We start from the raw sequence: 12475 nt of genomic DNA on the forward strand, positions 1-12475 counted from the left end.
GCTTAGCAGGACAACCGTACTGTTAGTATCAAGCCGGATGTCGGCACAGCCCGTCGACATCATCACCAACGCCGGGAGTTGATGTGAGCAGCGATAATTCGACGAAATCATCCCTGAACTCTTTTCACGCGCGCGACACCCTGAAGGTCGGCGACAACAGCTACGAGATCTACCGCCTCGACGCGGTACCCGGCACCGAGAAACTCCCCTACAGCCTCAAGGTGCTCGCCGAAAATCTGCTGCGCACCGAGGACGGCACCAACATCACCAAAGACCACATCGAGGCCATCGCGAACTGGGATCCCTCGGCCGAGCCGAGCATCGAGATCCAGTTCACCCCGGCCCGGGTGATCATGCAGGACTTCACGGGCGTGCCGTGCATCGTCGACCTGGCCACCATGCGCGAGGCCGTGACCCAGCTCGGCGGCGATCCCGAGAAGGTCAACCCGCTGGCCCCCGCTGAACTCGTGATCGACCACTCGGTGATCCTGGACTTCTTCGGCGGCCCCGACGCCTTCGAGCGCAACGTCGAACTCGAGTACCAGCGCAACGGCGAGCGCTATCAGTTCCTGCGCTGGGGCCAGGGCGCCTTCGACGACTTCAAGGTGGTGCCGCCGGGCACCGGGATCGTGCACCAGGTCAACATCGAGTACCTGGCCCGGGTGACCATGGTGCGCGACGGGGTGGCCTACCCAGACACCTGTGTGGGCACCGACAGCCACACCACGATGGTCAACGGCCTGGGCGTGCTGGGCTGGGGTGTGGGCGGTATCGAGGCCGAGGCCGCCATGCTGGGCCAGCCGGTGTCGATGCTCATCCCCCGCGTCGTCGGCTTCAAGCTCACCGGTGCGATCAAGCCGGGCGTGACCGCCACCGACGTGGTGCTCACCGTCACCGACATGCTGCGCAAGCACGGTGTGGTGGGCAAGTTCGTCGAGTTCTACGGCAAGGGTGTGGCCGAGGTGCCGCTGGCCAACCGCGCCACGCTGGGCAACATGAGCCCCGAGTTCGGCTCCACCGCAGCCATGTTCCCGATCGACGAAGAGACCATCAGCTATCTGCGACTGACCGGCCGCAGCGACGAGCAGGTGGCTCTGGTCGAGGCCTACGCCAAGGCCCAGGGGATGTGGCACGACCCCGACAAGGAACCGGTCTTCTCCGAGTACCTCGAGCTGGACCTGTCCACGGTGGTGGCCTCCATCGCCGGGCCCAAGCGCCCGCAGGACCGCATCGAGCTGACCGACGCCAAGAACGCGTTCCGCAAGGACATCCACAACTACGTCGAGGAGAACCGCCCGGCGCCGGAGACCAAGCTCGACGAGGCCGTCGACGAGTCCTTCCCGGCCAGCGACTCGGTGGCGCTGTCGTTCGCCGACGACGGCGCGGTCGACGTCCGCCCGTCGGCCGCCAACGGCGCCGAGGGCCGGCCGAGCAAGCCGGTCCAGGTTCGCTCGGCCGAGCACGGCGACTTCGTGCTCGACCACGGCGCCGTCGTGGTCGCCGGAATCACCTCCTGTACCAACACCTCGAACCCGTCGGTGATGCTGGGTGCGGCGCTGCTGGCCAAGAAGGCCGTCGAAAAGGGGCTGACCTCCAAGCCGTGGGTCAAGACCAACATGGCGCCCGGCTCGCAGGTGGTCACCGACTACTACACCAAGGCCGGCCTGTGGCCGTACCTGGAGAAGCTCGGCTACTACCTGGGCGGCTACGGCTGCACCACCTGCATCGGCAACACCGGCCCGCTGCCCGAGGAGATCTCGAAGGCCATCAACGACAACGACCTCAGTGTCACCGCGGTGCTCTCGGGCAACCGCAACTTCGAGGGGCGCATCTCCCCCGACGTGAAGATGAACTACCTCGCCTCGCCGCCACTGGTGATCGCCTACGGCATCGCGGGCACCATGGATTTCGATTTCGAGTCCGATCCGCTGGGCAAGGATTCCGAAGGTAACGACGTCTTCCTGAAGGACATCTGGCCGGCGCAGAAGGAGATCGACGACACCATCGCCTCCTCCATCAGCCGGGACATGTTCACCAGCAGCTACGCCGACGTGTTCAAGGGCGACGAGCGCTGGCGGAACCTGCCGACGCCGGCGGGCAACACCTTCGAGTGGGACGACGCCTCCACCTACGTGCGCAAACCCCCGTACTTCGACGGGATGCCCGCCGAACCGCAGCCGGTGGCCGACATCAAGGGCGCCAGAGTCCTTGCCCTGCTTGGCGATTCGGTGACCACCGACCACATCTCGCCGGCGGGCAGCATCAAGAAGGGCACCCCCGCCGCGCAGTACCTGGAGGCCAACGGGGTCAAGCCGGAGGACTTCAACTCGCTGGGGTCGCGGCGCGGCAACCACGAGGTGATGATCCGCGGCACCTTCGCCAACATCCGGCTGCGCAACCAGTTGCTCGACGACGTCTCCGGCGGCTACACCAGGGACTTCACCCAGCCGGACGGCCCGCAGGCGTTCATCTATGACGCCGCGCAAAACTATGCGGCACAAGGTATTCCGCTGGTCGTGCTCGGTGGCAAGGAATACGGTTCGGGCTCGTCGCGCGACTGGGCGGCCAAGGGCACCAGCCTGCTGGGTGTGCGGGCGGTGATCACCGAGTCCTTCGAGCGCATCCACCGCTCCAACCTGATCGGCATGGGCGTCATCCCGCTGCAGTTCCCCGCCGGCGAATCGGCGGCCTCGCTCAAGCTGGACGGCACCGAGGTCTACGACATCACCGGGATCGAGGAACTCAACAAGGGCAAGACCCCGAAGACGGTGCACGTCAAGGCAACCAAGGCCGACGGCTCCGCGGTGGAGTTCGACGCCGTGGTCCGCATCGACACCCCCGGCGAGGCGGACTACTACCGCAACGGCGGCATCCTGCAGTACGTGCTGCGCAACATGCTGCGCGCCGGTTAACCGGACGCGATCGAAAGGACATGCCCCGGGTCAGCGAGGATCATCTGGCGGCCCGCCGCCGCCAGATCCTCGACGGCGCACGGCGCTGCTTCGCCCAGTACGGGTACGACAAGGCGACCGTTCGCCGGCTCGAGCAGACCATCGGTTTGTCGCGTGGTGCGATCTTCCACCACTTCCGCGACAAGGACACGCTGTTCTTCGAGTTGGCCCGGGAGGACGCCGAGCGGATGGCCGAGGTCGCCTCCCGTGAGGGTCTGATCCAGGTGATGCGCGACTTGCTGGCCGCACCCGACCAATTCGACTGGCTGGCCACGCGATTGGAGATCGCCCGCAAGTTGCGCAACGACCCGGCGTTCCACCGCGGGTGGGCCGAGCGTTCAGCGGAGCTGTCGGCGGCAACCAGTGACCGGCTGCTGCGCCAGAAGCAGGCGGGCCGGCTGCGCGACGACGTGCCAAGCGACGTGCTGCAGTGCTATCTCGACCTAGTGCTCGACGGGCTGGTGGCTCGGCTGGCCGCAGGCGATGATCCCAGACGGCTGTCTGCGGTCCTCGACGTCGTCGAGGAATCGGTGCGCCAGCGCCAATAGTCAGGCGAGGTCAATCAGATCGCCGAACTCAGGCGAGTTCAATGAGATCCCGGTAGTCCTCTGACCAGTGATCCTCGGTCCCGTCCGGCAGCAGCACGACACGCTGCGGCTCCAGGGCCTCGGCGGCGCCGGGATCGTGGGTGACCAGCACCACCGCACCGAGGTAGCTGCGCAGCGCGTCGAGAACCTGCTCACGGGAGGCGGGGTCGAGGTTGTTGGTCGGCTCGTCGAGCAGCAGCACGTTGGCCGTCGAGGCCACCAGCCCGGCCAGCGCCAGCCGGGTCTTCTCACCGCCGGACAGCGTGCCGGCCGGCTGGTCGAGCTGCGGACCGCTGAACATGAACGCGCCCAGCAGGCTGCGCAACTCCTGCTCGCCGGTGTCGGGGGCGGCGTGGCGGATGTTCTCCCACACCGTCGCGAGGTTGTCGAGGGTGTCGTGTTCCTGTGCGAAATAACCGATCTTCAGACCGTGCCCGGGTTCCAGGCCCCCGGCGTCGGGGGTTTCGGCGCCGGCCAGCAGCCGCAGCAGGGTGGTCTTGCCCGCGCCGTTGAGACCGAGGACCACCACGCGTGAACCGCGGTCGATCGCCAGGTCCACCCCGGTGAACACCTCCAGCGAGCCGTAGTTCTTGGTCAGTCCCTTGACCACCAGCGGGGTGCGCCCGCACGGGGCGGGTGTCGGAAAGCGGATCTTGGCGACCTTGTCGGCAACCCGCTCATCGTCGAGAGACGCCATCATCCGCTCCGCGCGGCGCAACATGTTCTGGGCGGCAACGGCTTTGGTGGCCTTGGCCCCCATCTTGGCGGCCTGGACACGTAACGCCGACGCCTTCTTCTCGGCGTTGGCGCGCTCGCGGCGGCGGCGTTGCTCGTCGGTGGCTCGCGCGTCGAGGTACTTCTGCCAGCCCATGTTGTAGACGTCGACCTCGCCGCGCACGGCGTCGAGGAACCACACCCGGTTGACGACCTCGGCCAGCAGTTCGACGTTGTGGCTGATGATCACCAGACCGCCGGTGTGCGCCTTGAGGAAGTCACGAAGCCAGCCGATCGAGTCGGCGTCGAGATGATTGGTCGGCTCGTCGAGCAGCAGCGTCGTGGCCGATCCAGCGCCGGTGTCGCTGGCGGCGAACAGGATCCGAGCCAGCTCGACCCGCCTGCGCTGACCACCGGACAGGGTGCGCAGCGCCTGGGTCAGCACCCGGTCGGGCAGGCCCAGGCTGGCGCAGATGCGGCTGGCCTCGCTCTCGGCGGCGTAGCCGCCCAGAGCGGCGAAGCGCTCCTCGAGCTGGCCGTAACGGCGCACCGCCTTGTCGCGAGCGGCGTCGTCGACCACCTCGGCCATCAGCACCTGCTGCTTCTCCAGGTCGGCCAGCAGGGTGTCCAGACCGCGCGCCGAGAGTACCCGGTCGCGGGCGAGGACATCGAGGTCGCCCTCGCGTGGATCCTGCGGCAGATAGCCGACGTCGCCGCTGCGAATCACCGTTCCGGCGAAGGGCTCACCCTCACCGGCCAGGATCCGCATGGTGGTGGTCTTGCCTGCGCCGTTGCGTCCGACCAGACCGATGCGGTCGCCGGGCTGGATCCGCAGCGCAGGACCTTCCGCAAGCAGCAGCGTGCGCGCCCCGGCGCGGACCTCGAGGTCCGTTGCGGTTATCACGGCGCTGCTCTCCTGTGGCTATTTGTCGTCGATGAAGACCGGACGCGCTTCCCGGCACGCGCGGCGACCGCCTCTTCGAAATTGGCGGTAGGCAGGCGCACGTAGAGCTGCCCGAGGCCCTCGGCCTGCATATGCCCCTCCAGGGTACTGGCGTCCAACCCGCTCCACAGCGTCCGCTTGGTCAATTCGGTCCCGGGGCGCGAGAACGCCGCGATGCGTGCGGCCATCTCAGAGCAGCCCGGAAGCAGGTCCTCGGCCGGAACCTGCCGCGACACCAGACCGATCCGTTCGGCTTCCACGGCGTCGACGATGAAACCAGAGTCTCGAATCACCGTTGCACGCTATCGCGTGCGGGCCCTCAGACGTCTTCGGCGTGGGATTGAGAGGCGATCGCCGCGTCGACGTCGAAGTCCTTGACCTGCCGGATCAGATCCTCCAGCGCGGCGGGCGGAAGCGCGCCGGCCTGGTTGAAGACCAGCGTGCCCTTCTTGAAGGCCATCAGGGTCGGGATGGACCGGATCTCCGCGGCGGCCGCGAGCTGCTGCTCGGCCTCGGTGTCGACCTTGCCGAACACGACATCGGGGTGCTTCTCCGAGGAGGCGGTGAAGGTCGGCGCGAAGGCGCGGCACGGACCGCACCAGGACGCCCAGAAGTCGACCAGCACGATGTCGTTGCCAGTGACGGTGTCGTTGAAGTCCGCTGCGGAGAGGTCTCGAATAGCCACGAAAATGCTAACGTCGGGGTCAGCCGGTGTGTTCCCGGCCTGGGTCAGGACAAACGGGACAGGGTGGTGACCGCGGGCCAGCCCCCGCAGCACCTCGGCACCGCCCACCTGATTCCCCGCTCAGTCCCGGAAGTCGCGGAAGGCGTCGAGCAGCCGATTGCGGAAGTCCGGGTCGAGGTCGGATTCCTCGATTCTGCCCAGGGTACGCACCGTGCTGCGGAACTGCTCCAGGTAGTTCTCGCAGCCGTCACACTCGGCAAGGTGCAGGTCGAAGCGTTCCCGGGTGTCGAGGTCGAGTGCGCCGTCGAGGTAGGCGGTCACCAACTCGACGAGCTCGTTGCAGTCCAGGGTTCTCATGCGCATCCCGCCAGATAGTCTTCCAGCGCCTTGCGCACCGCGGCGCGGCCCCGGTGCAGCAACACCCGCTGGTTGGCCACGCTGATGTCCAGCAGTTCACACACCTCGCCGGAGTCGAATCCCAGCATGTCTCGCATGGTCACCACCTGCCGTTGCCGCTCGGGCAGCTTGTCCAGTTCGGCGCGCGCGACGTCGACGAGTTCGCGCCCCAACACCGACCCCTCCGGGGTGTCGGGAAATGGCGAGGGCTGCTCACTGCTCTTCCAGTGCCCGGCCCACCGCTGCCCGGCCGGGCGGAACCGTGCCGGGTCAACGGTACCGCCGGTGAACGCTGCGATCTCGGCGTCGTCGCCGCGACGCTCCCGGACGCCGCGCGTCTTGGCGATGTTGATCATCACCGTGAAAAGCCAAGTGCGCAAAGATGATCGGCCCTCGAACTTGTCGATACCCTTAAGCAGCGCGATCCATGTCTCCTGCACCACTTCCTCGGCGATCTCGCGGCTGGAGACATATCCCCGCGCCACCCGCAACAGCGCCGGCGAGTGTTGATCGACGAGTTGGGCGAACACCGCTTCGTCGCGTGCGCGCAGCGCCGCGATCAAGGCCGTCTCGTCCGGAGCAGCTGCCATCGACTGCAGATGCTAACCGCCGCACCTACAGACGTGCCCGGACGCGGCCGAGGAAGTCCGCGATTCCTGACGTCCGGCGATCCGGCTCAGCACTGGTTGTTGACGAAGCAGTCCAACAGCAGTTTGGTGACAGCGTAGCCGGGGGCCTGGGTCTTCTTCACGGTGTGCGTCGGGGGCACGGTCACGCCGGGAAAGATCTGTTCGACAACCCTTGTGCCGGAACGGAATCCGTACCGCTTCCAGGCGATATCCTGAATGGCGTCGTCTTGCACCGCCGGAATCAATCCCCGCCCGGCCGGTGTCAGGGCAAGGATCGGGTGATCGTTGAAGATCGTCGGCTCGGGGTAGAGCGTGACGATCCCCGGCGGGACGGCGCCGCCGTTGCGGGTCGTGATCCAGTTCAGCAGCTGGTTCTCGTAACCGGCGAGTAACCCGCCCGTCTGCTGGATGACCCATTGCTCGAACGCGCTGTCCGAACCGGTCCGCATCAGCCCCTGGGCTTCGATGAGCGCCTTGACCTTCCCGAGGGCGGCGCCGGCCTGCGCGGTGCTCGCGGGTTGGTACGGATTCCCCGATGCGACGGTAGCGAGTTCGAGCTGCGCCAGCGTCATGCCCGAGTTCGACGTCGCCGGATCGCTGCTGTTGATCAGCACGGGCCCGGCCGGCAGCGACACACCGAGATCCGACCATGACTTGCCGGGCAGCAGGTAGTCCTCGAGCAGGCGTCGGAAATCGACGATGTAATCGACGTTGTCGCGTTCCTCGACGATCCGGCTCCGCTTCAGGCCGTCGGCCGCCTCCTGGTTGGCGTACAGCACCTCCGGAGACTGCAGCACGGATGCCGCTTCGTAATCGTTGCCGAAAGCCTTGCTGTAGCCGGACCCTTCGAAGATCGCTTGGGCGCTGGCCGAGGACGGCCACAGGCAATCGATCTTGTTCGACTTGAGCTCGTCGGGCGGAATCTGCACCTGCTTGTAGGACCCCTTGGGTATGAAGTCGACCTCGAGGCGGTACTTGTCGGCCAGGATCTTCTTGACCTCGGGGTCGTTGATGAAATCCCCTTTTTCGGATCCGCCGTAGCAGGTGATCCGGGTGGCGCCCTCACCCGATCCCGAGGTGCCACCCGATCCGCCGCCCCTGCCCATGGTGATCAGCACGATGGCCACCACCACGACGGTGATGATCCCGGCGATCCCGAGATAGAACAGACCCTTGGACTTCTTCATAGCCGCGGGCTCACGACAGCTCCGGTGGCGGGTTGAGGTTGAGCGCAGTGAGCGAGTTGATGTACTCGTCCATCTGTCGCGCCGACAGGTCCTTGTCGGGCTGGGAGGTGAAGTCCACCAACCGTTTCAACTCCTCGCGGCCCAGCCGCAGATATTCGGGGTCACCACTGTGCTGGACGTCGACGTAGTCGTCGAGCGCGCCGGCAACGTTCGTGACGTAAGCCAGACTGCGCTGCGCCAACGGCAGGGCCACCCGAACATCGCGCTGACGGATCAGCTCGACCATGCGCGGTATCCCGTCGCAGCCGGACTGCAGCGCAGCCGCTGTTGCCCGGTCGCTGACTCGCAAACTCAGCGCCCGGATGCGGGCGGCGGTCTTGTCGATCTGCCGGAAGCAGTCGTTGAGCTCGCCTTCGGTGTCAGAGGGAGTCAGGTAGCCGAGCGCGAACCACACCGACAGCGCCAGCCCAGCCCCGAGTCCTGCCGCCAGCGGCCATCCGACGCCGAGGGCGAACAGGACGACGAAGCCCACCGCTCCGGCGGCGAGCGCGGCGAGCACGGTCTGCTGCGAAGGCATCATCGGCTGAGCCTCAACGGAATCCCGCAGCGTCGCGCAGTGCTCCGACGACGCTGTCCTTGTGGATGTACGTGCCGCCGGTGCCGGCGGCGATGACGTCGCGCAGATCGTGTTCGTCGACGTCGCCGAACCCGATCGCGATCACCGGTATGCCCATCTGCGCCAGTTCCTCGATGGCGGTGTTGTCGTCACCGCCGTCCTGTCCGTCGGTCATCAGCACCACGGCCTTCTTGCGGCCGTCGTCGCCGTAGCTGCCGAACACGTCGACGGCGTGCTGCAGGCAGCCGCGGATGTTCGTGCCGCCGCCGGGGCTGCTGTCGGTAATGTCTTTGCGCAGCCCGAGCAGATCGTCCTTGCGGTTTCCGTTCACCGTCCATGGACCGCCCTTGATGCCGTCATCGAAGACGAACACCGTTGTGCTGTCCTTGGGATTGGCCAGCAGCATGTATCTTCGCGCGGTGTCGGGGTCGAAGAGGATGTCGGCGGCCTGCTGTACTCCGTTCCAGCCGTCCCCCTGCATGCTCCCCGAGCCGTCGAGGCAGTAGACGAAGTTGCCGGGCTGGCGATATTCGACGTTGTAGTTGTACAAGGCGTTTTGGATGACCGACGCAGCCGGGAACCGGATCGGCTGCTCTTGGCGGTCGGTCACGATGCCCCAGTCCGGCCGGAACACCGTGTTGCGGAGATCCTGCGGCAGATTGGGCAACGACAGTCCGCTGCTGTTGACGGGCCGTCGGCCCAGCAGCAGCAACGCCTGCTGCGCCTCCGGGCTGAGCAGATACGTCTGGAGCTTGACGAAGTTGGCCTGCTTCTCGGAATTGTCGCCGTGCGGCAAGAAGCCCAGTGGCGAATCGGCGAAGGCGAGCGATCCCTGCGGGTACACCACCGTCATCGGTTCTTCGCCTTTGGGTACGCGGTCGCGGTTGGTCTCGATGACCAGCGCCTCGTAGGTGAATACGGCCTCGCAGCGGTCCGGTGCGGCGATGCAGTCGTCCATCAGCGTCTTCGTCGACGGCGGCGTGTGATCGAACTTGCTCATCAACCGTGTGATGCCGCTGCGCACCGGCTCCGAATCGAGCTGTTCCTGGGTGAGCGCTTTTCCGGGCGGGTTTCCGGCGAAGTAGTTCAAGAAGCCGAAGAACGCCGTCGCACCGGAGTTTGACTGCGTCGGGTTGGTGATCCAGACCTTGGCCTTGCCCGCTTCCACCACGTCTAAAATCTGCTGGATCGAGGTGTTGCTGCCGGGCGTGAAACCCAATCGATCCATGACATGGCGCCACCCAGCGAACACCACCGGTGAGGAGAACATCGGCTTGGAGTCGACCAGCTTGCCGCACCGCTCGTTGCCGATCTGCTCGAATACCGTCGAGGCGAACCAGAACACGTCATACGGAGGCAGGTTCGAACAGTCCTCGCTGAGCAGGTTCGCCTGATCTACCGACCCCAGTTCCTTTGGGGTGCAGGTGAGTCCGTTCTTCTCACACCACGGCCGTACGATCTGGTCGAAAACCAGATGCTGTTCGGAGCCCATCACGATGCTAAGCACCTTGGGGTCGCTGCTGTAGCCACCGGGGGCGGTGGTCGTCCCGCTCGAACAGCCGGCCACGAACACGAGGGCCGCGAGAACCGCCGCATAGGCCTTGCGCATGCCTCACCCTAATCGACGGGTGCGTCACCGACTTTTGACGAAGTGAACACCCAGAAAACGGTAGGCCGCTAGACGGTGAACCCGAGTGCGCGCAGTTGCTCGCGGCCGTCCTCGGTGATCTTGTCCGGCCCCCACGGCGGATTCCACACCCAGTTGATCTTGGCCTCGTTGACCAGTCCGGCACCGACCAGCGCGTTGAGCGTCTGGTCCTCGATCACGTCAGTCAGCGGGCAGGCGGCCGAGGTCAGCGTCATGTCGACGAAGGCCACCGTGCCGGTGTCGCTCTTCTCGACGTTCACGCCGTACACCAGGCCGAGGTCGACGACGTTGATGCCGAGTTCGGGATCGACCACGTCACGCATTGCGTCCTCGATGTCGGCCAGAAGTTCCTCCGGCTGTGCCAATTCCCGGGTCGCTTCGCTCCTGACCGTCGGTGTCTCGCTCACTTCTTGTCCTCCAAGTCTTTTCGATGCGATGCCTGAGCCAGGGCATCTTTGAAAGCCAGCCAGCCCAGCAACCCGCATTTCACTCGCGCGGGATACTTCGCCACCCCGGCGAAGGCCACCCCGTCGCCGAGCACATCCTCGTCACCCTCGATCGTCCCCCGCGATGAGACCATCTCGGAGAACGCCGCAACGATCTTGAGCGCATCCCCCACCGTCTGGCCGATCACCTGATCGGTGAGCACGGATGTGGCGGCCTGGCTGATCGAGCAGCCCTGACCGTCGTATGAGATGTCCTCGACACGCTCGCCGTCCTCGGACAGCGCCACCCGCAGCGTCACCTCGTCACCACAGGTCGGGTTGACGTGGTGGACCTCGGCGCCGAACGGCTCCCGCAGCCCGCGATGGTGTGGGTGTTTGTAGTGGTCCAGGATCACTTCCTGGTACATCTGCTCCAACCGCATGTCTACCTACCGAAGAACTCGATGGCCCGGCGGACGCCGGCGATCAACCGGTCGACCTCGTCGAGGGTGTTGTACACCGCGAACGATGCTCGCACGGTGGCGGCCACGCCGATCCGGCGGTGCAGCGGCCACGCGCAGTGATGGCCGACGCGCACCGCGACCCCGTCGTCGTCGAGCACCTGCCCGACGTCGTGGGCGTGCACACCGTCGACCACGAACGCCACCGGGGAGTGACGTTCAGCGGCGGTGGTCGGGCCGATGATCCGCACGTCGGGGATCGCGGTCAGACCGTCCAGTGCGGCCGCGACCAGCCGGTGCTCGTGGTCGGCCACTGCCGGCATGCCGATCCCGTCGAGATACCTTGCAGCAGCCGCCAATCCGACAACCTGGGAGATCATCTGGGTGCCGGCCTCGAACCGCTGCGGGGGGGGCCCGTAGGTGGCGCCCTCCATCGTCACAGTTTCGATCATCGACCCGCCGGTCAAGAACGGCGGCAGGCTCTCCAGCAGCTCGGCGCGGCCGTACAGCGCGCCGATTCCGGTGGGACCGAGCATCTTGTGCCCGGAGAAGGCGGCGAAATCCACGTCGAGCGCCCGGAAGTCCACCGGCTGGTGCGGCACCGACTGGCAGGCGTCGAGCACGGTCAGCGCGCCGACGGCTTTGGCCCGAGCGACCATCTCGGCCACTGCCGGTGCCGTTCCGGTCACGTTCGAATGATGAGTGAAGGCAACCACTTTCACCCGCTCGTCGAGCTGAAGCGAGTCCAGGTCGACCTGTCCTTCATCGGTGACGCCGTACCACTTCAGGGTGGCGCCGGTGCGACGGGCCAGTTCCTGCCAGGGAATCAGATTGGCGTGGTGTTCGAGCTCGGTGGTCACGATCACGTCGCCGGATCCCACCGCGCCGGGGTATCGGCTGTCGCCCAGCACGTACGACACGAGGTTGAGCGCTTCGGTGGCGTTCTTGGTGAACGCCAGCTCCTCGGGTGCGGCACCGACGAACTCCGCGATGTCGGAGCGGCCCTGCTCGTAGGCGTCGGTGGACTCCTCCATCAGCTGGTGCGCACCGCGGTGCACGGCACCGTAGTGGTTGATCAGGAAATCCCGCTCGGCGTCGAGCACCTGCAACGGCTTCTGGGAGGTCGCCCCGGAGTCCAGGTAGGCCAGTTGGTGTCCGCCCCGCATCACCCGTTGCAGGATCGGGAAGTCGGCACGGATCGCCGGGACGTCCAGGTCAACCGAGGCGGTCATG

Annotated in this window: 12 protein-coding genes and 1 pseudogene; 2 read left to right on the forward strand and 11 right to left on the reverse strand. The window is 66.2% G+C overall.

What is annotated here, in order from left to right:
• The first annotated feature begins 83 nt into the window (after positions 1-83).
• Together K9U37_RS14710 and K9U37_RS14715 are read left to right on the forward strand one after the other, a co-directional pair.
• Positions 84-2912 carry an aconitate hydratase gene (locus K9U37_RS14710; protein WP_243072308.1) on the forward strand — a complete coding sequence of 943 codons (2829 nt, stop codon included), beginning with the start codon at positions 84-86 and terminating at the stop codon, positions 2910-2912.
• 20 nt (positions 2913-2932) lie between these two features.
• Positions 2933-3499 carry a TetR/AcrR family transcriptional regulator gene (locus K9U37_RS14715; protein ID WP_243072309.1) on the forward strand — a complete coding sequence of 189 codons (567 nt, stop codon included), beginning with the start codon at positions 2933-2935 and terminating at the stop codon, positions 3497-3499.
• Positions 3500-3527: 28 nt separating this feature from the next.
• Here the strand turns inward: K9U37_RS14715 and K9U37_RS14720 are convergent, their stop codons facing one another.
• The 11 genes and pseudogenes from K9U37_RS14720 to K9U37_RS14770 all read right to left on the reverse strand — a co-directional run bounded on the left by K9U37_RS14720 (position 3528) and on the right by K9U37_RS14770 (position 12474).
• Positions 3528-5156, reverse strand: a complete 1629-nt coding sequence (locus K9U37_RS14720) for an ABC-F family ATP-binding cassette domain-containing protein (protein WP_243072310.1) — start codon at positions 5154-5156, stop codon at positions 3528-3530.
• Positions 5157-5174: 18 nt separating this feature from the next.
• A pseudogene (locus K9U37_RS14725) lies at positions 5175-5467 on the reverse strand (enoyl-CoA hydratase); the annotation flags it as partial.
• Between the two features lie 47 nt (positions 5468-5514).
• On the reverse strand, positions 5515-5880 hold the full coding sequence (gene trxA, locus K9U37_RS14730; protein ID WP_243072311.1) for a thioredoxin: 366 nt from the start codon (positions 5878-5880) through the stop codon (positions 5515-5517).
• Positions 5881-6000: 120 nt separating this feature from the next.
• The gene (locus K9U37_RS14735) at positions 6001-6237 is read right to left on the reverse strand and encodes an anti-sigma factor family protein (protein ID WP_372489574.1); all 237 of its coding nucleotides are present in this window, start codon (positions 6235-6237) and stop codon (positions 6001-6003) included.
• Entirely contained in the window at positions 6234-6866 is a 633-nt protein-coding gene (locus tag K9U37_RS14740) for an RNA polymerase sigma factor (RefSeq protein WP_243072313.1), read from the reverse strand. The genes K9U37_RS14735 and K9U37_RS14740 overlap by 4 nt, the downstream gene beginning before the upstream one ends.
• Before the next feature lie 86 nt (positions 6867-6952).
• The gene (locus tag K9U37_RS14745; protein ID WP_243072314.1) at positions 6953-8092 is read right to left on the reverse strand and encodes a hypothetical protein; all 1140 of its coding nucleotides are present in this window, start codon (positions 8090-8092) and stop codon (positions 6953-6955) included.
• 10 nt (positions 8093-8102) lie between these two features.
• The gene (locus K9U37_RS14750; protein WP_243072315.1) at positions 8103-8672 is read right to left on the reverse strand and encodes a hypothetical protein; all 570 of its coding nucleotides are present in this window, start codon (positions 8670-8672) and stop codon (positions 8103-8105) included.
• Positions 8673-8682: 10 nt separating this feature from the next.
• Positions 8683-10317, reverse strand: a complete 1635-nt coding sequence (locus K9U37_RS14755; RefSeq protein WP_243072316.1) for a VWA domain-containing protein — start codon at positions 10315-10317, stop codon at positions 8683-8685.
• Between the two features lie 68 nt (positions 10318-10385).
• On the reverse strand, positions 10386-10721 hold the full coding sequence (locus K9U37_RS14760) for a metal-sulfur cluster assembly factor (protein ID WP_272888135.1): 336 nt from the start codon (positions 10719-10721) through the stop codon (positions 10386-10388).
• Positions 10722-10759: 38 nt separating this feature from the next.
• Positions 10760-11224 carry a Fe-S cluster assembly sulfur transfer protein SufU gene (gene sufU / locus K9U37_RS14765; protein WP_243072317.1) on the reverse strand — a complete coding sequence of 155 codons (465 nt, stop codon included), beginning with the start codon at positions 11222-11224 and terminating at the stop codon, positions 10760-10762.
• Between the two features lie 2 nt (positions 11225-11226).
• Positions 11227-12474: a cysteine desulfurase gene (locus K9U37_RS14770; RefSeq protein ID WP_243072318.1), complete on the reverse strand. Its 1248-nt coding sequence runs from the start codon at positions 12472-12474 to the stop codon at positions 11227-11229.
• Position 12475 lies beyond the last annotated feature (1 nt).

This window comes from Candidatus Mycolicibacterium alkanivorans (assembly GCF_022760805.1).
GTDB classification, from domain to species: Bacteria; Actinomycetota; Actinomycetes; order Mycobacteriales; family Mycobacteriaceae; genus Mycobacterium; species Mycobacterium alkanivorans.